Below are 25907 nucleotides of genomic sequence, written 5' to 3' on the forward strand. Positions count from 1 at the left end.
TATATCTATTTATTACTTTTAGTTCATCGAGTGCAACCCGATCACATTACCCTCAGTATCCATGACTAAGCTAATAAAACCAAATTCTCCAATCGCCATTTTGCTCATGTGAAGTGTTCCGCCGTTCATTAAGGCGCGTTTTTCTTCTATGGCACAGTCTTCACAGGAGAAATAGACGATGGTGCTGTTTCCACCAGCGGCCATATCGTCCATCTTCACTAAAGCGCCAGTCGCCCCATAGCTGCCCATATCATCAGAGAATACCCACATATCAAGAGGAATACCTCCAGGGCTATCAAGCTTCGACAGGGTTACTTGAAACACTTGTTGATAAAACTGTTTTGCTCGATCCATGTCATTCACATAGATCTCGAACCATCCCACTGGATTGCCTAACATAAGCCTATCCTCATTTGCCAAACACAAATTGAGCATAGTTCACTGCAAACCATACATCGTAGCTAATATCAGTTTCATCAGTAACGATACAATGAATGTTGGCTTGTTTTTAGTTAACGTTAGAAACCAGTAATTGTGGTGCTGCTTTCTTAGGTAAATAGACGCTGAAACGACTGCCTTTGCCTAATTCAGATTTAACACGAATTTCACCGCCGGTTTGAGACAGAATACTCTGCGAGACTGATAAACCTAAGCCAGTACCATCGCGCTTGGTGGTATAAAACGGTGAGAAGATACGCTTCAACTGATCTTCTTTAATACCACAGCCTTCGTCTTCAACATGAATCACAGCGCCCTGCACTACACCTTCTTCAATCCAGTCTTCACTAGAGATGGTCAGGTTCCCTTCTCCATCCATCGCGTGAATCGCGTTCATTTGAAGATTAACCAAGATTTGTAGCAGTTGGTTTCGGTTTACTTCAACAGAGGTTTTGGCATCAAGAGAAGAGTGATATACGATACCTTTCTTTTTAGCGCCGGTTTTTACCAGAGTAATACTCTCATCAACGATTGGGTTGATGTGCTGCCAAGTAACCTCATCTTGTACTCCGCCATGACGGCTGTATTGCAGAAGGCTGCGCGTGATGTTTCGAATTCGGTCGATCTGCTCCATGATCGCTTGGATCTCTTCATTGACGCGAGCAGTATCGTCGCCCAGCTCAAACTTCATGAGCTCGACGTTCCCGAGAATTACAGCCGTTGGGTTATTAATCTCGTGAGCGATACCAGCCGTAAGCTCACCAAGCGCAGCAAGCTTCTCATTGACCACTAATTTATCTCGAGCTTGGTTGAGCAAGGTAATGTGGTGTTCAAGCTGCTCCGTTTTCTCTTTGAGGCTAGCGGTACGAGAATGAACCTTGCACTCTAGCTCTAGCGCGGCTTGTTGGATCTCTTGATTGCGCTCGTGAAGAAGATCCAACATCTTGTCGAACTGTTTCGCAAGCTGAGTCAACTCGTGCTGATCATCCAGTCCCAAGGTACCGATTCGTTTGTCTTGTCCCATCTGAACTAATTTCACCACTTTGTGAATGCGCTCAATCGGGTTAAATAGATCTCGCGCACCACGATGAACAATAAAGCCGGACAGCAATAACAGTGCGACGATGGTTATGCTTATCTCACCAAGGTTAGTCAGGTAAGTTTCAATCAGCGGCCAAATCAGATAACCGGTATAAAGCATACCAATCACCTGTTCATGTTGATCGCGAATTGGTTGATAGGCGGTGATGTACCACGCATCGTAAACATACGCGCGATCAAGCCACTCTTCTCCTCGGTTTAACACTTTGGAGTGCACTTCATGAGAAACTCGGGTACCTATCGCTCGTCCTTCACTTGCATCACTATTGAGCGGTACATTGGTGCTGACACGCAGATCATCCAAAAAGACGGTCACAGTACCAACCCGGCGAGAGAATCCTTCACGCCTTGGATAGATAAGGTTACTGATCTGATCAACAAGCTGAGTACTGTTATTGAGAAGAATACCGCCATCTAGGAAGCCAACAACACGGTTGTCCCCGTCATAGATAGCGATAACAGTGCGACTGACTAAGCCACGAGTTTCAATCTCTGTGCCAGTAAGCAGCGGTACTTCTGCTCTTTTGGCTAAGGTTCGATCTAATTCGTCAAGCTGACTGCGTGTTAGTACGCTAAAAAAGGATTGCTTACGAGTGAGTTCAAGAAGTTCACTGGTATCTTGGACAGATTGAGCGCTGTGCCAGCGTAAGAAGTCGAGCTCGTAACGAGCTTTATTGTCCGATACCCATTGGACAAGTTGTTCTTCAGCGATATCACTCTGTAGTTTGTTTCTAAAACGGTAAGATTCTGAAAACGCTCTTACGTTGTAGGCCTGTTGGTTTTGAATAAGGTGGATACTGTTGTCAGCAACGTCTAAGCGCTCATCAACATCAATCAATGCACCTTGCCAGGTGTAATGCACTGACCAGTAAAGCGTGATAGCGATAAGAGCACAGAGAGTAAGAATGATTGGCGCAGAGGTTAAAAACAGAAGACGATAGCGAACCATCGTCTTGAATCGAAAACTCCATTTCGCCCACCAGTGACGACTAGTCGGCATATTCTGATCCCTCTGCATTCCAATCTTTATATTTACGCTCTAGGGTTTTACGCGCAACGCCTAAGTCACGGGCTGCTGCCGACTTGTTCCCATCGTGATAAGAGACGACTTGTTCAATATGTGCCTTCTCTACTTCTTTGAGTGTCCAGCTATTTGGATAGCCTTCTGCCGCGTCATTCGGATCCATCCCTGGAAGCTCTGAACCATGTGACACCGTCACAGATACTCGAGTAGGTACATTGCTCTCACCATTTAACTCACGCCAATAGTGTGCAGGTGGTTTACCAAGCAGTATACAACGCTCCATCAAGTTCTTAAGTTCACGAATATTACCCGGCCACTGATATTCGTTCATAGCAAGAATATCTTCATGTGCCCAAGTTGGTTCCGGCATGCCCAGTTCATGGGCTAGCATGCGTGTAAAGTAAGGGACAAGGTCCATCAGGTCTGACACACGTTCACGAAGAGGTGAAACATCGATCTTCAATACATTTAAACGATAGAAAAGGTCACGTCTGAAGTTGCCCTTCTCTACCTCTTCTTGCAGGTTTCGGTTAGTAGCAGCGACTACGCGCACATCAACCGTGATCTCTTTTTCACTGCCCACAGGACGGATTGTTCGTTGTTCCAAAACACGAAGCAGTGCGGCTTGCATTGGCAGTGGCATCTCACCTATTTCATCAAGAAACAGTGTGCCGCCACTGGCTACGCGAAAAAGACCTTCACGATTCTTTTTCGCGCCGGTAAACGCGCCAGATGTGTGACCAAATAGTTCACTTTCCAATAGTTCTGGGGCAATTGCTCCACAGTTAATCGGTACAAAAGGCCCTGTTCTTTTACTCGCTTCGTGAACACCGCGAGCCACTAACTCTTTACCGGTCCCCGATTCGCCTTCGACCAGAACTGAAGCTCGTGATGGTGCGAATTGAGTAATCAGCTGTTTCAGAACTCGAGTTTTGTCTGAATTACCGATGATTTCGGTTTTGATATGGCGACTAACGTCACGCTTCAAAGCATATTGCATGCGTTGTGCAAGTCGCTTGTCCATGCAGCGAAGGACTGCTTGAATCATCTGTTCGAGGTTGAACGGCTTTAATATGAAGTCGGAAGCGCCAAGCTTAAGAGCGGAAATTGTCATCTCTAGGTCCGCGTAGCCAGTCATAAAGATAACGTCTGAGCGCTTCTCGCTATCGTTGAAGGCTTCTTCCCACTCAATCCCTGAGCGACCAGGCAGATTGATATCTAAAACGATCAAATCAAAGTGTTCAGCGCTACGGATTGTCTCCGCCTCTTCCACTGAACCTGCGCACATCACCTTACCAAACAATTTACCCAGCGCCTTTTTCAAAATCGCCTGCATTCCTATCTCATCATCAACCACCAAAACAGAGAAAGCTTGGTATTGAGTTAAGGAGTTCAGAGTCTTGTTTGTGACATTTGGGCTGGTAAGAGACATAAAAACACACCGGTGAGGAAATTTGGGACAGAGTGTACCAACTCGTCTCAAGTACAACAGGTTCAATATGCGACATTTTGTCCTAGCTCATATTTTCTTTAAATTTAATTTCATAAATGGTGCTATTTTGCCCGAAATAACAGACATTTAATGAACCTAGTTGCCCATCCTTGTTGGCATCAAGTTTGCTTATAGGGTGTGGATAATCAATTTATACCATTTAGCCCAGGAGCCATAAGTCGATTAACTATGCTTATGGTGGTCTATTCATAACTCATGGACATAATAATAATGAAAGCAATTCCTTTAACTATTGCAGCACTTTCTCTCGTCAGTTACTCAGCTAGCAGCGCTGAAGATACTCAACACATCAAACTCGCTACAACTACCAGTACCTACCATTCAGGTCTACTTGATTTCCTACTGCCAGAATTTGAGAAAGATTCAGGTATCAAGGTTGACGTAATTGCTGCAGGTACAGGTAAATCTCTGCGCATGGGCGAGAACGGTGACGTTGATCTGGTTATGACACACGCACCGAAAGCGGAAGCGAACTTTGTTGAGAAAGGCTACGGCGTTCTTCCTCGCAAACTGATGTACAACGATTTCGTTATTGTTGGCCCTCAAAAAGACCCAGCAAAAATCGTTTCTCAAAACGACGTTGCTGACGTATTTAAGTCTATTGCAACTAACAATGTGACTTTCGTTTCTCGTGGTGACGACTCAGGTACGCACAAAAAAGAGATGGGTATCTGGGCTCAAACTAAGATGGAACCAAACTTCGGTGGTTACCGCAGCGTAGGTCAAGGCATGGGTCCAACGCTAAACATGGCGTCTGAGATGCAAGGCTACACTATGACTGACCGTGGTACTTGGTTGGCGTACCAAAACAAACTAGACCTTAAGATCCTATTCCAAGGTGACAAGAACCTATTCAACCCGTACCAAGTGATTCTTGTTAACCCAGAGCGCTACCCAAGCATCAATTATCAAGCAGCAAAAACATTCAGTGATTGGTTGGTAAATCCGAAAGGACAAAAGCTGATCAACGAGTTTAAGCTTCATGGTAAGCAGCTATTTGTCGCGAGTGCTGAATAAAACACTGCGAATTGTCTCAGGTTGCGATATGAGCTACTTATATCGCAACTGGCGAAGTTCGTAACAGATCATATTCGCGAAAGACAATATTCGTAATGGACAATGTCCGTAACTGACAAAGCTATACTGGAACTAAATGCGGAGCCTCCGCACAAAAGAGATACATCATGACCCTATGGCAAACAACGCTGGATGCACTGAACTTACTTGTGAGCTTTGACCACGAACTGTGGCAAATTGTCGCAGTGTCATTCAGCGTTTCTCTGTCGGCAATTTCACTGGTTATCGTACCTGCAATTGTCATGGCTTTTTTACTCGCCTACACAGAGTTTCCCGGCAAGTGGGGCTTGCTCTCTATCATTAATACTCTACAAGCGATCCCTACAGTCGTGATTGGTCTATTAATGTACATGATGCTATCTCGCTCTGGCCCTTTGGGTGATTGGCAAATGCTTTTCACCCAAAAGGCTATGATTCTCGGTCAGATGCTGATCTGCTTCCCTATACTTGTCTCTATGATGCATGGTGCGCTTCAAGCGAGTGACCGACGTGCCGTTGAAACTGCTCGTACTTTGGGTGTTTCGACTTTCCGTATCGCCTCAACATTGATTTGGGAAACACGCTTCCCACTTCTCGCTGCGACCATTGCCGCCTTTTCACGCATTGTTACAGAGGTTGGCTGTTCGATGATGGTGGGTGGCAATATCATGGGCATGACAAGAAATATTCCAACGGCCATCGCGATGGAAAGCCATAAGGGTGCATTCGCGCAAGGTGTTGCTTTGGGTATGGTGTTGCTAGCATTGGCACTGGTTTTAAACTTTTTCCTTTCGAGTGTGAGAGGAAAAGGCTACTTAAGAACATAGGAATGCTGTCATGAGTATAAAAATAACAACGCAGCAAGTTTCAATGCGCTACAAAGAGCGCGTTCTTTTTCATATCCCTGAACTGTCCATCGGTCCAAACGATGCGATCTATCTAAAGGGCGACAATGGTGTCGGTAAAACGACCCTACTGAAAATCTTATCTGGCTTAGTAAAACCGACGTCAGGAAAAATCCAAACAGCGCATCATAGTTGGAAAGGTACCCTATTCCCTCGCTCTAAATTCAAAGACATTATCTACCTACATCAAACGCCTTATTTGTTTGATGGTACTGTCTATCAAAATGTCGCTTATGGCATTCGTTTTAACAAAGAGTCACAAAAAGATAAGCGAGCTCAAATAATCAATGCGTTGAGAATGGTAGGTTTAGAGACCCTAGCAGATGAACACATCTCTGTTCTATCTGGCGGGGAACGTCAACGAGTTGCGATGGCAAGGGCCTGGATTTTAAAACCCTCTATCCTACTTATGGACGAACCAAGCGCATCATTAGATAAAGAATCTATTGAAAGATTGGTCATTATGGCCGAAGATCTTCTTCAACGTGGCGCAAGTTTGGTGATAACAAGCCACCAAACCAATGCCCTGACCGATCTATGCAAAAAGCAGTGGTGGATTAAAGATAACTCTTTGACTGAATCACCATTGCTGCAAATTATCAAAAAAGACAAAGCACAAGAGAATATTTATGCTGCTTCCAACGCAAACTAGTTGGGTTATCTTAGCTGGCGGACAAGCGAGCAGAATGGGTGGACGCGACAAAGGTCTCGTCGAGTTAAACGGTCGTCCACTTATTCAATACGTTATCGACAAATTGTCGCAACAAAACGTCTCTATCACCATTAATGCCAATCGCAACCAAGAGCGTTATCAAGACTTCGCGCCTGTGGTTTCTGATTCCTTTCCTGATTATCCGGGACCGCTAGGCGGTATCCATGCAGGACTGAAAAATGCCGACACCGACTGGGTCGGCTTTGTTCCTTGTGACAGCCCGCAAATCAACGAAGACTTAGTCGCTCGTTTCTGTGCTGCGGTTAACCCTGACAGCGATATTTTGGTTGCTCACGACGGCGAATTTAAACAGCCGGTATTTACTCTATTCCATAAGCGTGTATTACCTAGGTTAGAAGCATTTCTAGAGCGCGGCGATCGCAAGATCATTCTGCTCTATAAAGATTGTGTTACCGAATTTGTCGACTTTAGCGACTCGCCAAACTGCTTCGTAAACCTTAATACACCAGAAGAACTCACCCAATTTGGTACGCTTCAATAATGAATGATTCAAAACAACGCCCTAACCTTCCGCTATTAGGTTTTGCTGCATACAGCGGCACTGGAAAAACAACTTTACTTGAAGCTCTGCTGCCAATGTTGACCGAGTCCGGTCTGCGCATTGGTGTTCTAAAACATGCGCACCACGACTTTGATGTCGATAAGCCAGGTAAAGATAGCTATCGCTTACGCAAAGCTGGCGCTGGTCAAATGCTGATCTCTTCAAGAAAACGTCATGTGTTGATGACTGAAACCCCTGAAGCTGAAGCCGATTTTGACTACTTGCTGACTCGCTTCGATATAGAAAAATTGGATCTGATTCTGGTTGAAGGGTGTAAAAATATTGCATTTCCTAAGATAGAGCTACACCGCGAAGAAGTTGGCAAACCTTGGTTGTACTCTAACGACAGCAACATCATAGCCATTGCAGCTGATACTCAAGTTGAATCTGAGCTTCCTCAAATGTCGATTAATGATTTGGAATCGATTCGCGACTTTATTATCCACTACGCAAAAGACTTCAATCCAACCTCAGTCAGCTGCCAATCAAAACCATCGAAAGCGCCGACAGTGTGTTGTGACTCTTTCTCACCAGCGGGTTTGAGCGTCACACAAGGTCAAGAGAAGATCTTAGACAGCATCACTACAGAACAGCTCAGCGAAAACGTTGCTGTTGAATCCGCTTATGGTCGCGTGTTAGCTGAAGATGTTGTTTCTCCAATTAACGTTCCGCAAAACACTAACTCAGCAATGGACGGTTACGCTATCCGTGGCGATGATCTTGACCAAGAACAGTATCATGTTATCGCTGAGGTTTTCGCTGGGCACAGTTACGATCAAGAGATTCAAAAAGGCCAAGCGGTTAAAATCATGACGGGCGCACCAACACCAATTGCGGGTGATACTGTCATCATGCGAGAGCAAGCGGTTCAAGAAGGTGATTTTGTTCGTTTCCCTGACGCAAAAATCGATGTAGGCCAAAATGTTCGTATGGCGGGTGAAGACTTATCAGTTGGCCAAGCTGTATTCACGCAAGGCACACGCATTGAAGCACCTGAAATGGGCATGATGGCGTCGCTAGGTTTTGCAACCTGCCCTGTTCTTCGCAAAGTTAAGGTTGGTATTTTCTCTACCGGTGATGAAGTTCAAGCTCCTGGCACTCCGCAGCAAGCGAATTCTATTTACGACTCAAACCGTTTCACCATAATTGGCATGCTACAGAAGCTAGGGTGTGAGATTGTTGATTACGGCATCATCGAAGACGACCAGCAAAAAATGACGGAAGTTCTGCACTCTGCTGCGTTAGAGACAGACATGGTTCTAACTTCAGGTGGCGTGTCGGTTGGTGATGCTGATTACATTAAACTTGCTCTTGATGAGCTAGGTGAGATTAACTTCTGGCGTATTAACATGCGCCCGGGTCGCCCGCTTGCTTACGGTAAGGTTGAGCAAACACCTTTCTTCGGGTTACCGGGTAACCCAGTGGCGGTAATGGTCTCCTTCATCAACTTTGTTGAACCTGCTATCCGTAAACTGCAAGGTCAAACAAACTGGACACCAGTGAAAGCTAATGCGATTGCGACAGAACAACTTCGTTCTCGCCAAGGCCGTACTGAATTTAGCCGCGGTGTGTTCTCAATGAATGAGCACGGCCAACTCGAAGTCCGCACAACAGGCAAACAAGGCTCTGGCATTCTACGTTCAATGAGCGAAGCAAACTGCTTGATTGAGATCTCTCCTTCTGTTGATACGGTTAAAGTTGGTGAAACCGTAACCGTTATTCCACTTCAAGGACGTATCTAACGGCATCAAAAGCGAAGCTATTTATAGCTTCGCTTTTATATCTCGACTCATTAAGCAGTCCATATAATAACCTTTCACCACTATTTTCGGTTTAGGTTTACTTTACTAAACAACTAATTCCGCCTTAACCTTGAGAGTGTGTAAGATTTTCTGTAGAGTTCGCGAAAATCCTAGATTCAACTGGAGAGCACCATGGCTCGTACTATTTTGTATACCTATAAAGATGAAGACAAAGAGTTGCTGTTTTCAAAACAACAACACCGCACGATCCAAGAAGCTGTTGCTGCGGCTGAAGGCATCGACATCACTGAGTATTTAAAAACAGAGCAACAGCTTGAGTTGATTTCAGATACTAAAGCTGTTCGTAATTACCAAGATAACTACTTCCGTAAGCTAGGCTTCTCAAAGCTTACACTGAAGCAAAAAGAAAACCTGGGTGTTGGGAAAAAGAACAAGTAGCTCTTAGCTTCTTGATTCTGATTGCTCGTTTTGAACACCAAACAATAAAAAATGCCGCAACCTCTTCAGAGATTGCGGCATTTTTGTATCGTCGATTTAACCTAAGAATTACTTAAGGTTAAGGAATGCTGCGCCACGAACACCGCCTGAATCGCCGTGTTTCGCTTTGATGATCTTCGGACATTTAGCAACTGAAAGCAGGTATTTTGGAATACGCTTTGGCATCTCTTCGTAAATCAATTCGAAGTTTGATAGACCACCACCCAGTGCAACTACGTGTGGATCCAGTGCAGTAAATAGGTTAGCAAAACAGATAGCTAGAAGCTCCATGAACCGTTCTACATGCTCTACTGCTTTCTCTTCACCTTCAGCGTGCGCTTTGATGATGTCGATAGCTTTCTTCTTCTCGCCGTAGTAATGCTCATAGATTAGCTCGAAGCCACGGCCAGATAGGTAGCTATCTAAACAGCCTTTCTTACCACAACCACAGCCTAGAAGCGGTGCGTTTTCACCAAGGTGAAGCCATGCATCTAGCGGTAAACGCATATGACCAAGTTCACCAGCAACGTGGTTACGACCTGAGAACACCTTACCATCAAAGATTAAGCCACCACCAAAGCCAGTACCTAGGATTAGACCTGCTACTGATGGTTCGTCTTGAAGCTCTTCATCCCAAGCTTCTGAAAGTGCGAAACAGTTTGCGTCGTTTTCAATTTTAACGCTACGGCCAATACGAGCTTCCAGATCCTTACGCAGTGGTTTACCTGTTGAAGCAGGAACATTAACAACCAACATTGTGCCGTCGTCCGCGTTTTCCATACCTGGTAAACCTAGACCGATCTTACCTTCACATGAGAACTCACTGTCGTACTTCTCAACTAGGCCAGCGATCGTGTCGATCAGCTGCTGGTAAGAGTCTGTAGGTGTTGGCACACGTTCTGTTGCCACACGTTCTAGTTTCTCATTGAATGCACCAAATTCAATCTTAGTGCCGCCAACATCAAAGCCGTAATACATCAAATCTCTCCAATTTTTCCCTAAATCTGGGACAATATAAAAGTCACTGCGGGTTATTATCCATAACCCCCCCCCTACAAACCGTGATAGATGACAAACTTATTCTCTGATTGGGTCCGTTTGAACAAGTTGTCAGCACATGCGGTGTCAGGCTTAGAGCGACGTCTCACTTTCACAATAATCGATATAAGCATTTAAGCTAGGTTTTGTTTGGTCCGACTTGTAGCGGGTTTTACTTAGCATGTAGCTCTCTCTAAACGCTTCAAACCACATTTGTAGTGTTTTTGCGCCCTGCTCTTCACCAGCTTGCTTCAATACCAAACTTGCTACTTCTGCCGTTGATAAATGCTGCTCGTTATCCGACTTGCGCATCATGTATTGCGATACCGATTCTGGCTCAATAGATAACACAGGTAGGTGTTGCAGATACTCTGAGCGGCGGAAAATACGACGAGCTTCGCGCCAACTACCATCAATAAAGATCAGCAGCAGTGTTTTATTTGGATCGCGCATCGCCGGAAGATCTTGAACCACTCGGTTCTTGTCGTCCGTATAGTCTTCAGGGAATACAATTACCGGTTGGTATTTTTCGTCTTTTAAGACAGCGAGCATCTCTGTATTTGGCTCGGTTCTGTGCCAAAGGTAGACGTGGCTGTCTTTGACGGTGTCTACAATGAGTCGACCCGTATTGCTCGGTTTAAGAACTTCGTTATCAGATAAGATCAACATAGTCGCGACATTGGTTTCAATATCAGGCTGATGATCACAGATACAGTGACCTTGTTCGATCTTACAATATTCGCAGCGAACCACCTTACAACCTCGTGCTTTAAAAGGTCGAGTAGAGAGGGACAAACGATGTTGATAAAGGTGGTGAAAAGCGTGAATTCTCATGGTGTTTAACGATAGCTCTAGAAAAGTGGTGCGATTGTACTTAGAGTGAATGGATAATGATAGAAGGAATTCCTATGCAAGACCCCTCTTTGCTTCGCCTTGCCTGCTTTGTCACCGCTTTTGTCGGCTGTGCCTTATGGGAAGCGTATTCTCCACGTAAGCAACTTACCCAGAGCAAATGGTTCCGCTGGAGTAACAATTTTGCTCTAGTGGCGCTCAATAGCGTGTTACTCGCCACTTTGATTCCCATTGCTGCGTTCCAATCTGCGCTCATTGCCGAACAAAACCATTTGGGCCTGTTCAACCAGGTTTCGCTTCCAACGCCTTTGGTCGTGATACTGTGCGTTTTATTGTTGGACTGCGCGATTTACCTGCAACATCTGGTATTTCATCGAATCCCAATACTATGGCGTTTGCACCGTGTTCATCATGCTGATTTGGATATTGACGTCACCACAGGAACACGATTTCACCCAATTGAGATGATTCTCTCGATGCTGATCAAGATCAGCTTGGTAATGTTACTCGGCGTGCCTGCGCTAGCAGTTGTTATCTTTGAAATCGTCTTGAATGCAAGTGCGATGTTTAACCACAGCAATGCCAAACTACCGCTGGCGATAGACAAAGTTTTGCGCAAATGGATAGTGACTCCAGACATGCATCGCGTGCACCACTCTGTGATTGTTAAAGAGACCCACTCTAATTTCGGTTTCTTCCTATCAGTCTGGGATAGATGGTTTAAAACCTATCGCGCACAGCCCCAACTTGGACACGATAAAGTGCAAATAGGCGTTCCTGAAATCCAAGATGGTAAAGAGCAACGATTGGATAAAATGTTGCGCCAGCCCTTCATCAAACAGAACTAAGTATTTAACGAGTCCAACATACCAAAAGGACCGATTATCATATCGATAGTCGGTCCTTTTTCTATTTAACTTACTCGAAAGGCTTTAACTCAAAACATACTTATGTAGCATCGCTTGTTGGTGCCCCGCGATATCTGCAACCTGCTCTGAACTTTCGATCATCGACTCCAGTTGCATCTTGGTGTTTTCACCTTGCTCAGAGACTCGTGTAATAGATTGTGTCACATCAACCGTTGCACGCGCCTGCTCTTCTGTCGCCACCATGATTTGTTCAACACGTCCTTTGATTTGAGCAACAGCGACCTCAATCTTCTCGAATGCTTGCTTAACATCACTGCTCGTTTGAAGTGCGTTGGCCATTTCACTGCGTGATTCAATCACCGACTCTTTAGAACGATCAGCGGCTGCGATTAGCTCCGTCATCATGCTGCGGATGTTGGTCGTTTGCTGGGAAGTACCACTCGCTAGTTTACGGACTTCATCTGCGACTACCGCGAAGCCTCGACCTTGCTCACCGGCTCTTGCTGCTTCAATCGCTGCATTGAGTGCCAGCAAATTTGTGTTCTCGGCAATGCCACTGATCATATCCACCATCTCGCGGATCTGCTTTACGCGACCATCGAGTTCATCCATCGACTCTTCATTTACACTGAGTGTCTTCTCGAGCGCATGCAATCGCTGTTGGTTCAGACCGACCACTTGGCTGCCATTCACCGATTCGGTCTCAGCCAATTGCGCGTCGTCGTTTGACGCATTCGAGATACGTGCAATTTCGCTGATCGATGCTTCTAATTGAGTAATCGTCTTAATCATATTCTGCAATGACTCATTTTGCGCGTTCAAACTTTGGTTGGTTTGTTCTGCTGCATCATGACTTACCTCGGCAGTTTGATAGAGGGTTTCGCAGTTACGAGTCACCGAACTGACCGACTCCGCCATTGATTCAACTACAATGTTGAGCTTTGTGGTAATAACTTGCAGTTCGTATGGACCTTTAGGCTCCGACTTCTTTGAAAAATCATGTTCAGCCAATAGCGCCAAGTGCTGCTTAATATTCTTAAGCCCTTTGTTAACCCAACGTTGAAGCACGAACCCAGAAATCAAAATGATCATAGTGATTACTGTACCGCTAATAAGTAGCACTCTATCAATGTTATTGATCGTGCTATTTACCACCGACTCGCTCTCATCGATCAGGTTTGATGCCTCTTCAGACAAGGTGTTGAGACTTATAATCACTCGGTTTGCAGTCGCCATCACTTGAGCAAGTTCTTGCTTTTGATCTTCTACCAAGGCGAGTCTAGCAAGTATGTTTTTGATGATTCCCTGCTCTTCAAAGCCTTCAGATACCATCTGATAAGCGGCGACAAGGCTGGTGAAGTCTTTCACATCTGGATGCCACTCAGAAAAGTCATCATAAGCGAGGTTCATGCCCGCCAAGCGGTTACGTAACTGTCGATACTCCGATTCTGCTTTATCCATCTCTTCGTGCATCATCAACATCAAGAATGAACTTTCCATCGCGCTTACACTCGACACAAAACGGTTCGCAGCGTCCGTTGACTCAGGGTTACCTTCTGCTAAGAAAGAGCTAATGCGGCTCATTTCTGGCCCAGCAGAGCTTACACCATAACGAAATGGCTCAACTTGCTTATTGATGACACTCTGTTTGGCTTGAATGTCGATCTGCATGGTTAAGACATGGGATGTCATGGCTTGCAGTTGCGTCATGTCTGAGAGAAGCTGCTCTTTTTCCTGTGGTGAGATAGCTTCAGGAAAATGTTCCGTGATTAACAACAACTCTTGTAACATAGCGTTTGAGTCGTCGGAGAGTGTTTGAATTGACGATTTGGTTGAATTGAGCTGTGTAAGGTCAGAAGACTGAGTGCTGTAACCCAATAATTTAACTTGCTCTAGTACATTTTGTGTCAGCTTGGCATTATTGAGTGCAAGCGGTAATACTTGTTCAGAAAGCGTCTCAAAGTAGCCGCCAACTCGCTCGACCCCTTTTATACTGACCATAGATAGAAAGACAACAAGCAGTAAGATTACACAGAAGATACCGCTGACGGTTTGTATGAGAGAAAAAGTAAAACGAGCGGGTTGATTAGTTACATTTTTATCAGGCATTGTTGTTCCGATTTAGGTACGGTGTGTGGCATCCTTTCTAAGCTCGGTATACTAAGTTTCATTTATGACACTTATATTTCATAAACTTTTCAGAAGAGTTACAGATTGCAATTAATTCAAAGAGTTATATTATCAGTCGCAATAATAGGTGTCGTAGGATGCTCTTCGTCGCCTGATTTCAACGATCCTGCGCCTAACAATCAAACACTGTCACCACAAGAGAAACAAACGACTCAAGCGTACATGAGTGTTTACAAAGAGTGGCAAGGTGTTCCCTATCGCTTTGGCGGCACGTCTTATAACGGTATAGATTGTTCGGCATTCGTTCAGGTTGCGGTACTCAATGCAACCCAACAGGCATTACCAAGAACAACGCTAGATCAAAGTAAACAAGGAGTTGAGATAGCTTACGAGCAAGCTAAGAGTGGTGATTTGGTGTTTTTCAAAACGTCACCAAAGGTAAGACACGTAGGCGTTTATCTGGGCAACAAACAGTTCTTACATGCTTCGACGTCTAAGGGCGTGATTATTTCAAGATTGGATAACCCTTACTGGGCTTCAGCATTTTGGCACTTTAGAAGACTCTAACCTGGCCAGGCAGAGTATGAGGAATGGGTATTGGCGAACGTCAATTGAACTATCCGCCAATTACTCTGATTGAATCGAGTTTCGTTTTAGTCGTACGTAGCAACTGCCGTATCAAAAAGGTTTTTCACAAGAGCGATATACTCGTCTAGAAAAACAATTTGTTCATTGGTTGCTTTCTTAGCCCAAACACCCGCTAACACTTCACCTAGGTCGGCAACAACGGCATCCGCTTCTTTCAGCAACTGGAATCGAACACTGGCGTGCATCTCAGGGTTTTGTTCAAAGATCGCCATGATATTCGTTGAAATCATGTCAGTTACGATATCTTCAACACTCTCTGAGCCTGTATCACCTTTGTCACTTGTAAATACGTCCAAATTAAACGACAAGTGTTCAATCAAAGCTAAATAACCATCGGTTTCTACAACCACAATACTTCTCCGTTTAAGCTCAATGGTAAATTCGTCACAACGATAACCTACAATACTAGGCGAACTCTCAGTATTGTCATTAACTAATTGTTTGATTTGCTAATAAATCGCTCAACCTTGCGTCTAAATGCTCAAAATTAACTCAGAAGTAGTAACTTCCGGGTTTACGTTGTGAGTAAAGTACAGTGTACTTTCACAGATTAAACCAAACGTTCGTCTTTTATCGCGACTTGACTCATTAAAACATAGTTTTTTAAATTACAAATTGATTTACACAAATGATTCGAGCTTTAACAGCAATCTGGTTTATAGGTCGTCTCAATTGTGAGATTGATTCCATTGTCGCCGTTATAGAACGATGTTTAAGATTGGGGCTAAAGGTCACAATTCTCGTAATTGCTTGGCTTAAGAGCAAATAACAACTAAGAACATTGACGCATACGTCTATAAATAGTGGAAATTTATCCTAAACTATTGCGTATACCCACGTTCTTTGAGGATTTCCTATGTGGCAGGCCATTTCTCAACAACTTTCAGACACCCTTCTTTTTAACTTCCCAATTACCGAGCGCGTAAAGGTATCAGGTGGTGAGATTAACGATTGCTACATGATTACTGATGGTAATGAACGTTACTTCGTTAAAGTGAACCAAAGAGAGTTTATTAATAAGTTCGAAATTGAAGCTGAAAACCTACGATTGTTGCGAAATACCTCTACCGTTTACGTGCCAGAACTGGTGCTGATAGGTACTACTAAAGAAAGCTCTTTTATTATTCTCAATTACTTACCGACCAAACCACTTGATACCGGCAACAACGGATTTGATTTTGGTGTTGCACTCGCCAAGCTCCATCTTTGGGGCGAACAAAAAGAGTTTGGTTACGACCAAGATAATTATATCGGCAGCACGCTTCAGCCCAACCCTTGGCATAAAAAGTGGGGACGCTTTTTCTCGGAGCAACGCATTGGATTCCAGTTGCAACTCCTTAAAGAGAAAGGCATTGAGTTTGGGGATATTGATGAGATTGTTGATGTCGTAAACACTAAGTTAGCTGGCCACAATCCAACGCCTTCTCTACTGCATGGTGACCTTTGGCACGGTAATGTAGCGACATCTGCATTTGGCCCTATCTGCTACGACCCTGCATGTTACTGGGGCGACCGCGAGTGTGATATTGCGATGTCGGAATTGTTTGGTGGGTTTCCTGAAGAGTTTTATCAAGGCTATCAAAGCGTCGCTCCGCTCGACGTCGACTATAATATTCGAAAAGACATTTATAACTTGTACCATCTTCTCAATCATTGCAATCAGTTTGGCGGTAGTTATCTAGAACAAACGGAAGCACATGTTCAGAAGATTCTGGCTGTTTAAGTTGCTGTGAGGAGATTCGATCATGAACAACTACACTGAAAAGTACGTGTCTTGTCCACACTGCGGACACTCTATCGGAATAACTCTTGATGCTTCAAATGGAAGCCAAGACTTTTATGATGATTGCCCTGCCTGTTGCAATGCTATTCATCTCGACATGCAAGTCGATGAAGTAAGGAACACAATCAATTTATCTATTGATGCCGACGACGAACAAGTATTTTAGTCCACCATAAGGCTACTGAGCTTACTAAAACAAAGAGCACGTAATGACGTGCTCTTTTTGATTCGATTATTGTTGCCCGTACGGCTAATTTATTTGTTTTGATTCGCCAATACACGCTCTACCGTGTCAACAATGGCTTGCGTCTGTGGGTCAAACTCAATGTTTACTTGGTCGCCTACTTCTCGGCTACCAAACAGGGTGCGATTGAGTGTTTCTGGAATGAGATGCACTGAGAAACGATTCTCTTCAACTTCACCAATGGTGAGTGAGCAGCCATCGATACCGATGTAACCTTTACTCAATACGTACTTCATTGATTCTGGAGGCAACTGAAACCAAATTGTGCGGTTGTTTTCTGTCTTAATCACATCAACGATGTCTGCGACTAGAGTGATGTGTCCAGACATACTGTGGCCGCCAATCTCATCACCGAATTTTGCAGCGCGCTCAACGTTAACCAAGTCGCCTTCCTTCAAACGGCCAAGGTTGGTTAGCCTTAACGTTGCTTGCATCAAATCAAAAGAGATTCGAGTTCCGTTGATCTCCGTTACCGTTAAACAGCACCCGTTGTGGGCTACAGAAGCACCAATTGTCAGGCCTTCGACCATGTCATCACTCAGCTCAATAACATGAGTTTGGAACATCTCTTTCTTTTCTATAGCAACTAAGGTCGCCATACCTTGCACGATACCTGTAAACATAATATTCCCGTTTTGTGTCGTCACGTCACAGTTTTTCATAGCAGTTGTAGTGACATTTCTTTATTATTCGCCCAGTGGCGCATTACGATCAGTATCTCTGATTCATTCTGAATGTCCATCCCTAAGTATCTAATCTTATTATCTTCTAGCTGGAGTCCTTTGTGCATCGTTACAAAACAGAAGCATCAAACTTAATAAAACTCGCGACACCGGTACTCATAGCCTCTGTTGCCCAAACCGGTATGGGCTTTGTCGATACTGTGATGGCCGGTGGTGTTAGTGCCATTGATATGGCTGCGGTATCTATCGCTGCCAGTATTTGGCTGCCCTCTATTCTGTTCGGTGTCGGTTTGTTGATGGCTCTGGTTCCTGTGGTTGCACAGCTTAATGGTTCAGGTCGCCAAGAAAAGATCTCTTTTGAGATTCAGCAAGGCGCTGTAATGGCCCTACTTATCTCAATACCAATTGTTGGGGTGCTGTTTCAAACCCAAGGCATTCTCAATTTGATGGATGTCGAGCCGCTGATGGCAGCAAAAACTAATGGCTATATGCATGCTGTGATGTATGCCGTTCCTGCGTTTCTGTTGTTTCAGACGCTTCGCAGTTTCACAGATGGTATGTCGCTAACCAAGCCTGCGATGGTAATCGGTTTTATCGGTTTGTTACTCAACATCCCTCTTAACTGGATGTTTGTGTACGGCAAACTGGGTGCCCCTGCACTGGGTGGTGTTGGTTGTGGTGTGGCAACGGCCATTGTCTATTGGGTGATGTTCGCTCTACTTCTTGGTTATGTGATGACATCAAAGCGCCTCGCTAAGATTAACCTATTCGGTCAATTCCATAAGCCGCAGTTAAACGCTCAGGTACGCCTATTTAAACTTGGGTTTCCTGTCGCAGCAGCTCTGTTTTTTGAAGTAACGCTGTTTGCTGTTGTAGCGCTGTTGGTTGCGCCATTGGGTCCTATGATTGTTGCGGCTCACCAAGTTGCCATCAACTTCTCTTCTTTGGTGTTCATGTTACCAATGAGTGTTGGTGCGGCTGTTAGTATTCGTGTTGGTCACAAGCTTGGTGAAAACAACACGGAAGGCGCAAAAATCGCGACCCATGTTGGTATCTTAGTTGGCTTAGCGATGTCTCTAGCGACAGCATTCATTACTGTTGTGTTCCGTGAGCAGATCGCTCTTCTTTATACTGAAAACCAAGCGGTTATTACCATTGCGATGCAATTGCTACTGTTTGCAGCGGTATACCAGTGTACAGATGCGATTCAAGTTATCGCAGCGGGTGCACTGCGTGGCTACAAAGATATGCGTTCTATCTTCAATCGTACTTTCATCGCGTATTGGATTTTAGGTTTGCCACTTGGTTACATTCTAGGTATGACGGATTGGATTGTTGAACCGATGGGGGCTCACGGTTTTTGGACGGGCTTCATTGTTGGTCTCTCTTCCGCGGCTCTATTGCTTGGTTTGAGACTGCGCTGGATGCATAAACAAGACGACACCGTTCAGCTGGCCTTCAGCGAGCGCTAAGTTCCAGAAGCCTATTCATCATGACGACAAAGAGCCCCGCATCGAGGGCTCTTTTAGTATCCGTCTTTCTCTCTAATAAAACGGGCAAATTTAGGCTTACCATTTTGTGTGTACCCATTGTAGCGGAACGTTATTCGACTGCCGATTTGTGGTGGATCTAACCGCATCTCATCGGTGAACCCTGTACCAATATAGAATTGCACACCTTTCTCAGTATGAACTAATAATGAGCCCATCATTCCCGAATATTTACCCGTTCCCCCCTTGTAACCAACGACAATCGCTTCTGCGTCATGGTGTCGTTTCAATTTGAGTAGATCGTTACTGCGTCCAGCTTGATAACGGCTGGTGATTTTTCGCAGCATGATTCCTTCGCCTTTTTCGTTATCAATATTATCCAGCTGCATGTAAAGAGCGGCTTCGCTCTCGATTGGGTAATGCTCTACATAGTGAATGTGTTTTCGGTTGATCCGTTTCACCCAGTCAATAATGTTGTAGTAACGTTTTTGATAGTCGCCGGCGGCACCGGGCATATCAAACAGCATAAATTCGATTTGACTCCATGCTTTATCTATAGGTGTGGTATCGAGAACAGTTGACTGAACTATGTGGAAGCGATCTCTTCCGGCCCAAAGTTCTCCTTCTAAACGTATCGGGGGTAATGGGTCTGTAAACCAAGCTGGTGCGTAAATACGATTACCGTTACGAGTATAGAGGTGCACCCCATCCCAAATAGCTCTTACACCATCAAGCTTTTCGCTTTGCCAATACTCGTTGATATCAATGTGTTGATCGTAATGGTTAGCGAGCATGACCTGATAGGTCGGTTGGATGTTTGCACTAGTCGGGGCTGAAAAGGCCAATAAGGTAGCAATGGTCAATTTGTTTAATGTCATCATCATTCCATGATTGAACGTCATGCTTTTATTTAAGAACGCACTTAAATAAGTTTCACCGCCTGTATGATTCCGATGCGACACACTCACCAAAACTATGATTGCCGTCGTTTCATTTGCATTTCGTATGTGTTGTTGACCCCATGAAGCCCACTCTTTTTCATTCTCATATTGAGAAAACGTCTTTTCCTATTCTGAGAAAGTGGTCGAACAAACAGTAAGCGATTGAAAATTAAAGAAAATAAAATTGGCACAGAGTCTGCACTGTAGAAGGAAACTGAAAAGAAAAGTAACAGCTTCAAGGAGAGACATCATGGAACTACGTAAAATTGAGCTAAACAATTCAACGCTGACTCTTTCAATCTTCGGCGACCTAGATGCTTCAGGCAGTCGCAAAGTACAACCAGACATTGATGATGTGATTACAAACGACCTTCACCCAGAGGTAGAAATCGATTTCAGTCAAGTGCAGTTTTTAGACTCGTCAGGCGTAGGTGCCATCGTGTACATGTTCAAACGTCTAACGGAACGTGAACGCAATATGCGTTTAGAAAATGTTTCTGGTCAACCTCTGGAAATCATGAACCTACTTCGCATTGGCCATGCTATCCCTGTTAACTCCAAAAAGGCTGCGAATTCATAAAGTTCCACTAAGCTAAAGATGTACATAATTATAATAAAAAAATTCAAAGGACGTTGGCATGAAAAAATGGACTCATTACTTAGCCCTACCCCTGTCTGCCCTTGTTGTGGGTTGCAGCAGCTATCCAGAACATGGCACAGGAGGCTTGGCAGAAAGTTACGATTCAATCAATTATCAAAATTCTGATTTTTCACCAGTAATGCCTGATGAGCCACTCGGCCCTGAACATGGATTAAGATTTGACTGGCAGTTAGCGAAACTTCATTTGGATTCTCTTATCCAGGAAGGGGCTCGCTGGTGCTTCCCTGCAGCAGTTGTACAGGCAATAGAGAAACAAAACCGCATCGCACGTGAGCTTCAAGGGGGTCTTCTTCTTGATGCAGCCAATGACCTGGTGATTCAACGTAAACGTCTCAACGATCTAGAAACGCGTCTCGACTACGTGACATCACAGGCTCGTTGTGCGCCACCCAAGAATGAATCCCAATTTAGATTACAACTGTCGATTATCGAACAACTTTACGACCTACTGAATGTCGACAACCAATTTGCCCATAACTCTACTGAGGTAAACCCGAAGTACATGGGGCACTTGGCTGAAGCGAGTACCATTTTAAAGGATCATCCGACGTTAGATTTGATCGTAACCGGCCACGCGGATGCTACGGGTACTGAAGAGTATAACGACAAATTAGCGCTAGGCCGCGCGAAGCAAGTGGAACGTTACCTTACTATTTTTGGTTTAAGCCCAACTCGCATCAAAACAGTATCTGTTGGTGAAACCGTACCTCTTTTCGAAGGTGAGTCTGCTGGGACTCGTTTGACTAATCGTCGAGTGAGCATTGAGATTGTCTCTCCTGACAACGCAGAAATGATGGGAGGTTCGCTATGAAAACTCTAGTCATCACTCTAATGAGCTTTTTAACTCTTGCTTTTTCACCAGTATTTGCTGAGGACGAATTCAGCGATGCTGTCCAAGTTGGTGACCTCATCCAAGTTAACGTACCCGGTGAAGAGACCTTGAATCGAGGTTTTCAAGTCGACAAACGCGGCCGTATTACTCTACCTGAGGTGGGTGCAGTATTTGTTGCGGGTTACGACAACGAACAACTACAAAAAGTGGTTATCGATGCACTGAGCACGACCTACCGCGATTTATCAACGGCTACCGTATTTATCAAAGAACAACAGATTCTAATTTCTGTACAAGGTTATGTTGAACAGCCAGGCGAATACACTTTATCGCTAGGCTCAAGTGTTCAAATGGCTCTTTATGCCGCTGGAGGTTTAAGAGCGGGTGCGCAATTAGATAAGTTAATTCTCAAACGCGGCGCTGATAGAAAGGAGTTCAACTACAAACGCTTTTTAGATTCAGGTGATGATTCTCAGCTGCCTGAACTGCAATCACTTGATTCTATCTTTGTTCCTGCATCCCCACTTGTCGGTAATATCGAGCAAGAATTTGATGCGGCCAAGCTTGCTAACTCGGGTGATAGCGCCGATTCTCGCAACTCAATCAAAGTATTCGGTGAAGTTAACGCGCCAGGCTCTTTTGCTTACAAAGAAAATACCGACCTTGTTGATGTGATTATGCGTTCAGGAGGCGTAACACGTTACGCTGGTGTTGAACAGATTCGCGTTATCTCGAACAACACCCCGACGCTTTTCAATCTAAAACGTTACCTAGACACCGGTGATGATTCGCTTCTTCCAGTACTGCGTCCAGGCTCAACTATCTTTGTCCCTAAACAAGAAGTAGAGATCAAATCGGGTGCAAATACTGTGTACGTCATGGGTGAAGTTGCTGAACCCGGCGCGTACGACGGTAAAAAAGGTGCGACCTTTATGGACATTCTGGCGAATGCTGGTGGCCCAACTCGATTTGCCGAGTCGCGTCAGATTCGAGTTATCAAAGCCAGTGGTCAGGTCCTTAAATTTGATTTAACCGCTTACACAGAAGGCTTACGCGGAGTGAAGCCACCAGCGATCCAACCTGGCGATGCTATCTTTGTCCCAGAAAAAACCGACATGAATGAGAAGTCTTGGCTTAAGATTTCACCAGACCGCGCTGTGAATGTGATTGGTGAAGTGGTTCGCCCAGGACGCATCGAATGGTCTGACGAAATGGATCTTATGGATCTTCTTGCCCACGTAGGCGGCCCAACTCTTCGTGCAGATACGACCAAAATTGAAGTCGTTAACGGACGCAAGCTTACGGTTTTCGATTTGGATGCTTACATCAAAAACGGTGCGCCACGTGAAGACCTGCCTTTCATTCGTGCTGGCGCCATTGTACGTATCCATGACTTACCGCAAGACCCATCTGACAACAAATCGCAATGGGTTCGCCAAAGTTCAGATGCTTCAATTTACGTTTTTGGTCAGGTTAACGCGCCGGGTCGTTACCGCTTCACTAAAGATATGCACTTCTTAGATATCTTGTCTGCAGCCGATGGCCCAACAAAAGACGCTGACATTCACAATATCCGCGTGACTCATAGAGATAAACCCTACGCGAAAGTAAGTAAGCTAAATCTATCGCTCTATTTTGAAACTGGTGATGAATCTATCCTGCCTCGCGTAACCACTGGTGATACGATTTACATCCCAGAGAAGGATAAAAACTGGTTGGATACGTCAAAAGAGTCAACGGTACGCGTACTGGGTGCAGTCAACAAACCGGGTCGTTACGTGTTCAATGACAATATGACGATTCTCGACCTGCTAGCTGAAGCTGCTGGACCAACAGAGAACGCTTACTTAGAGAAGATTACTGTCGTAAACATGTCTTGCTGTCAGGGCCAAGCACGTACATTCGACCTGATTAAGTTCAGCAAGACAGCGAACATCTATCACCTACCCGTTCTTCGCGCTGGTGATACGATTTACATTCCAGACCGTAGTGAGAGCTTTATTGAAAAAGCACGCGTCACCCTAGATGACATACTACGTCTAACCACCACTATCGTATTAATTGGAGCATTATGATGACTATTTCAGCCACACAAGCCGAAGTCGAGAAGCTCTACTTAACATCGGAGCTGAATGGACACCGTTCAACATGCATTACTGCGTGTCAAAGTGGTGACGGCGTCACTTCGATTGCTTCCGCCTTTGCTGAGCGCTGCATGCTTGCAGGTCACTCAACCCTGTATGTCGATTTGAATCTGTTTAATCCAGCATTTCACGACTTGGAACTGGTTAACCTTGAACAACAAGGTCAACTGATCGAACATAAAGAATCTAAGCGACTGTTTGTTGGCGTACCTGCGCCACGTGAAGCGTCTGCTCAGTTAGCCTTTAAAGACCCAACAATGCTCAAAAAAACGGTCGCTCAATGGCTAACTCAATATGACCGTGTAGTGATAGATACCTCTCCGCTCTTGCAAGTCAACAAAGGTAATATCCCTGCACAGTCCGTCGCCAATGCGTGTGACTCAACCCTACTTGTACTCGCTTATGGTGAGACAACAACCAGTCAGCTTGAGCAGGCAAAACAGCTTTTATCGACAGATGGCATTCTATTGTCTGGTGCAATCATGAATATGAAACACGCGCCAAGTTTCACTCAAGAAATTGCACGTCAATTAAACAAAATGAAGTTCATTCCTTCTAAACTGCGTTCATCCCTGTGCAACAAACTTTCTCAAAATGAGTTCCTAAACCTGCCAATTTAGCCTTAAAGAATGTAGTGATTTTATTTGAAATCGATTAATTTCACAGAAAATCACTACATTTCAATGAAAATACCAATGAAAACACCACACTAATCCCTCATAGTGTGACTTGCATTGGCAATGCTTAAATCAAATCAGATCCAACATGGAATTTATCCAGATATTCCCTAAACTTATAAAAAGTGGTCAATTTTTGTTGATTCGTCATAAATACTGGGTACCACTCTTGCTGCATTAATCTGTTCCCTCGGAAATCGAAAGGAACCAGCCCGTGAGACGACCAAAGGATATGACTCGTCACATCAACACCACTCAGAGTAAGTCCACAGCCAAACACGATCTTTGTGTTCTTTTTGTGCGAGTTACAAACTTTAATGAGAAAGGAACCTCAATATGAAATACAAGTTAAGCTCCATGTTTTTGTTAGTCGCCGCAGCCAGTAACGCTAACGCTGGTGAATGTGGTAGCGTAACAATCGCCGACATGAACTGGAACTCAGCGACACTCATCGCCAATATCGATAGGTTTATCCTAGAGCACGGTTATGGTTGTGACGCAGAACTTATTCCCGGTGATACTATGCCAACCGGCACCTCAATGATTGAGAAAGGCCAACCTGACGTAGCCCCTGAACTTTGGAGCAACAGTTTAAAAACAGCGCTAGATAAAGGCGTTGAAGAGAAACGATTACGTTACGCTGGTAAAGCGCTCGTCAACGGTGGTGAAGAGGGTTTTTGGGTACCTAAATACTTAGTGAGCCAATATCCTGAAATTGCAACCATTGAAGGTGTTCGTAAACACGCCAAACTATTCAAACATCCGGAAGATCCAGATACATCCGCATTTTACAGCTGCCCTGCAGGTTGGAACTGCCAAATCAGTGCAGGCAACCTTTTCAATGCACTAGAACTCGAAGAGAGTGGCTTTAGCATTGTCGATCCAGGCTCTAGTGCGGGTCTCTCTGGGGCTATCGCCAAAGCCTATGAGCGTGAAGAAGCGTGGTTTGGTTATTACTGGGCACCTACGGCTGTGTTAGGTAAATACGACATGGTTAAAGTTGATTTTGGCAGTGGCGTCGATAAAGACGAGTTCGTGAACTGTACGACTCAAGAAGAGTGTGAAGCGCCTAAAGCGACCATGTATCCACCTTCTCCAGTGCATACCATCACAACAGAAAGCTTTGCGAGTCGTGCGCCTGAAGCCTACGACTACTTCACTAAGCGTGGTTTTACTAACGACAAAATGAACGCTCTTTTAGCTTGGATGGAAGATAACCAAGCCGATGGTGAAGAAGCGATGCTGCATTTCCTAAGCGAATATCCTGATATCTGGCACCCGTGGGTATCTCAAGATGTGGCAAAGAAAGTGGAAGCAGAGCTGTAAACAGTTAATGGTTTACTGTTTATAACGCATAATAATCA

Annotated in this window: 25 protein-coding genes; 16 read left to right on the forward strand and 9 right to left on the reverse strand. The window is 44.6% G+C overall.

Features of this window, described 5'->3' with window-relative positions; all coding sequences use genetic code 11:
- Positions 1 to 18 precede the first annotated feature (18 nt).
- The 3 genes from AC6R05_RS07825 to AC6R05_RS07835 all read right to left on the reverse strand — a co-directional run bounded on the left by AC6R05_RS07825 (position 19) and on the right by AC6R05_RS07835 (position 3995).
- On the reverse strand, positions 19 to 399 hold the full coding sequence (locus AC6R05_RS07825) for a VOC family protein (protein ID WP_500647058.1): 381 nt from the start codon (positions 397 to 399) through the stop codon (positions 19 to 21).
- Between the two features lie 109 nt (positions 400 to 508).
- Positions 509 to 2539 (reverse strand): sensor histidine kinase, encoded by a 2031-nt coding sequence (locus AC6R05_RS07830; RefSeq protein WP_500647059.1) that lies wholly within the window; start codon positions 2537 to 2539, stop codon positions 509 to 511.
- The gene (locus AC6R05_RS07835) at positions 2529 to 3995 is read right to left on the reverse strand and encodes a sigma-54-dependent transcriptional regulator (RefSeq protein ID WP_500647060.1); all 1467 of its coding nucleotides are present in this window, start codon (positions 3993 to 3995) and stop codon (positions 2529 to 2531) included. Before AC6R05_RS07835 ends, AC6R05_RS07830 begins: the two co-directional genes overlap by 11 nt.
- Before the next feature lie 291 nt (positions 3996 to 4286).
- Between AC6R05_RS07835 and AC6R05_RS07840 the strand changes: the two genes are divergently transcribed.
- The 6 genes from AC6R05_RS07840 to AC6R05_RS07865 all read left to right on the forward strand — a co-directional run bounded on the left by AC6R05_RS07840 (position 4287) and on the right by AC6R05_RS07865 (position 9512).
- Entirely contained in the window at positions 4287 to 5093 is an 807-nt protein-coding gene (locus tag AC6R05_RS07840) for an ABC transporter substrate-binding protein (RefSeq protein ID WP_032549026.1), read from the forward strand.
- Between the two features lie 167 nt (positions 5094 to 5260).
- Positions 5261 to 5959: an ABC transporter permease gene (locus tag AC6R05_RS07845; protein WP_150872452.1), complete on the forward strand. Its 699-nt coding sequence runs from the start codon at positions 5261 to 5263 to the stop codon at positions 5957 to 5959.
- Between the two features lie 10 nt (positions 5960 to 5969).
- Positions 5970 to 6689, forward strand: a complete 720-nt coding sequence (locus tag AC6R05_RS07850; RefSeq protein WP_032549024.1) for an energy-coupling factor ABC transporter ATP-binding protein — start codon at positions 5970 to 5972, stop codon at positions 6687 to 6689.
- The gene (mobA, locus tag AC6R05_RS07855; protein ID WP_032549022.1) at positions 6667 to 7251 is read left to right on the forward strand and encodes a molybdenum cofactor guanylyltransferase MobA; all 585 of its coding nucleotides are present in this window, start codon (positions 6667 to 6669) and stop codon (positions 7249 to 7251) included. The genes AC6R05_RS07850 and mobA overlap by 23 nt, the downstream gene beginning before the upstream one ends.
- Positions 7251 to 9053, forward strand: a complete 1803-nt coding sequence (locus tag AC6R05_RS07860) for a bifunctional molybdopterin-guanine dinucleotide biosynthesis adaptor protein MobB/molybdopterin molybdotransferase MoeA (protein ID WP_500647061.1) — start codon at positions 7251 to 7253, stop codon at positions 9051 to 9053. The genes mobA and AC6R05_RS07860 overlap by 1 nt, the downstream gene beginning before the upstream one ends.
- A gap of 192 nt (positions 9054 to 9245) precedes the next feature.
- Complete coding sequence (locus tag AC6R05_RS07865) at positions 9246 to 9512, forward strand: DUF2960 domain-containing protein (RefSeq protein ID WP_500647062.1); 267 nt, start codon at positions 9246 to 9248, stop codon at positions 9510 to 9512.
- A gap of 108 nt (positions 9513 to 9620) precedes the next feature.
- Here AC6R05_RS07865 and nagK read toward each other — a convergent pair whose 3' ends face one another.
- Together nagK and AC6R05_RS07875 are read right to left on the reverse strand one after the other, a co-directional pair.
- On the reverse strand, positions 9621 to 10529 hold the full coding sequence (nagK, locus tag AC6R05_RS07870) for an N-acetylglucosamine kinase (RefSeq protein WP_152468710.1): 909 nt from the start codon (positions 10527 to 10529) through the stop codon (positions 9621 to 9623).
- 153 nt (positions 10530 to 10682) lie between these two features.
- Complete coding sequence (locus AC6R05_RS07875; protein ID WP_500647063.1) at positions 10683 to 11423, reverse strand: tRNA-uridine aminocarboxypropyltransferase; 741 nt, start codon at positions 11421 to 11423, stop codon at positions 10683 to 10685.
- Between the two features lie 74 nt (positions 11424 to 11497).
- On the opposite strand from AC6R05_RS07875, the gene AC6R05_RS07880 reads away from it, so the two are divergent.
- A complete protein-coding gene (locus tag AC6R05_RS07880; RefSeq protein ID WP_500647064.1) occupies positions 11498 to 12289 on the forward strand; it encodes a sterol desaturase family protein in 792 nt (263 codons plus the stop codon).
- Between the two features lie 84 nt (positions 12290 to 12373).
- Here the strand turns inward: AC6R05_RS07880 and AC6R05_RS07885 are convergent, their stop codons facing one another.
- Positions 12374 to 14419, reverse strand: coding sequence for a methyl-accepting chemotaxis protein (locus AC6R05_RS07885; protein WP_500647065.1), 2046 nt, complete (start codon positions 14417 to 14419; stop codon positions 12374 to 12376).
- Positions 14420 to 14524: 105 nt separating this feature from the next.
- On the opposite strand from AC6R05_RS07885, the gene AC6R05_RS07890 reads away from it, so the two are divergent.
- A complete protein-coding gene (locus AC6R05_RS07890) occupies positions 14525 to 15007 on the forward strand; it encodes a C40 family peptidase (RefSeq protein ID WP_152468714.1) in 483 nt (160 codons plus the stop codon).
- 86 nt (positions 15008 to 15093) lie between these two features.
- Here AC6R05_RS07890 and AC6R05_RS07895 read toward each other — a convergent pair whose 3' ends face one another.
- Positions 15094 to 15438, reverse strand: coding sequence for a DUF3802 family protein (locus AC6R05_RS07895; RefSeq protein ID WP_500647066.1), 345 nt, complete (start codon positions 15436 to 15438; stop codon positions 15094 to 15096).
- A gap of 506 nt (positions 15439 to 15944) precedes the next feature.
- On the opposite strand from AC6R05_RS07895, the gene AC6R05_RS07900 reads away from it, so the two are divergent.
- Together AC6R05_RS07900 and AC6R05_RS07905 are read left to right on the forward strand one after the other, a co-directional pair.
- Positions 15945 to 16811: a fructosamine kinase family protein gene (locus AC6R05_RS07900; RefSeq protein ID WP_032549011.1), complete on the forward strand. Its 867-nt coding sequence runs from the start codon at positions 15945 to 15947 to the stop codon at positions 16809 to 16811.
- A gap of 22 nt (positions 16812 to 16833) precedes the next feature.
- Positions 16834 to 17037: a CPXCG motif-containing cysteine-rich protein gene (locus AC6R05_RS07905; RefSeq protein ID WP_084181786.1), complete on the forward strand. Its 204-nt coding sequence runs from the start codon at positions 16834 to 16836 to the stop codon at positions 17035 to 17037.
- Between the two features lie 89 nt (positions 17038 to 17126).
- Here the strand turns inward: AC6R05_RS07905 and AC6R05_RS07910 are convergent, their stop codons facing one another.
- A complete protein-coding gene (locus AC6R05_RS07910; protein ID WP_500647067.1) occupies positions 17127 to 17738 on the reverse strand; it encodes a riboflavin synthase subunit alpha in 612 nt (203 codons plus the stop codon).
- A gap of 161 nt (positions 17739 to 17899) precedes the next feature.
- On the opposite strand from AC6R05_RS07910, the gene AC6R05_RS07915 reads away from it, so the two are divergent.
- Positions 17900 to 19270 (forward strand): MATE family efflux transporter, encoded by a 1371-nt coding sequence (locus AC6R05_RS07915; RefSeq protein ID WP_500647068.1) that lies wholly within the window; start codon positions 17900 to 17902, stop codon positions 19268 to 19270.
- Positions 19271 to 19323: 53 nt separating this feature from the next.
- Here the strand turns inward: AC6R05_RS07915 and AC6R05_RS07920 are convergent, their stop codons facing one another.
- Positions 19324 to 20166 carry a DNA ligase gene (locus AC6R05_RS07920; RefSeq protein WP_500647069.1) on the reverse strand — a complete coding sequence of 281 codons (843 nt, stop codon included), beginning with the start codon at positions 20164 to 20166 and terminating at the stop codon, positions 19324 to 19326.
- Positions 20167 to 20479: 313 nt separating this feature from the next.
- Here AC6R05_RS07920 and AC6R05_RS07925 point away from each other — a divergent pair, with 313 nt between their 5' ends.
- The 5 genes from AC6R05_RS07925 (at position 20480) to AC6R05_RS07945 (ending at position 25869) form a co-directional block, all read left to right on the forward strand.
- Positions 20480 to 20809 (forward strand): STAS domain-containing protein, encoded by a 330-nt coding sequence (locus AC6R05_RS07925; RefSeq protein ID WP_150872469.1) that lies wholly within the window; start codon positions 20480 to 20482, stop codon positions 20807 to 20809.
- Between the two features lie 58 nt (positions 20810 to 20867).
- Complete coding sequence (locus AC6R05_RS07930) at positions 20868 to 21701, forward strand: OmpA family protein (protein ID WP_500647070.1); 834 nt, start codon at positions 20868 to 20870, stop codon at positions 21699 to 21701.
- Positions 21702 to 21721: 20 nt separating this feature from the next.
- Complete coding sequence (locus AC6R05_RS07935) at positions 21722 to 23797, forward strand: polysaccharide biosynthesis/export family protein (RefSeq protein ID WP_500647095.1); 2076 nt, start codon at positions 21722 to 21724, stop codon at positions 23795 to 23797.
- On the forward strand, positions 23797 to 24486 hold the full coding sequence (locus tag AC6R05_RS07940; RefSeq protein ID WP_150895951.1) for a P-loop NTPase family protein: 690 nt from the start codon (positions 23797 to 23799) through the stop codon (positions 24484 to 24486). Before AC6R05_RS07935 ends, AC6R05_RS07940 begins: the two co-directional genes overlap by 1 nt.
- Before the next feature lie 393 nt (positions 24487 to 24879).
- Entirely contained in the window at positions 24880 to 25869 is a 990-nt protein-coding gene (locus AC6R05_RS07945) for an ABC transporter substrate-binding protein (protein WP_032549003.1), read from the forward strand.
- Positions 25870 to 25907: the final 38 nt, after the last annotated feature.

The organism is Vibrio sp. R11-SG3-ISO9, assembly GCF_059834255.1.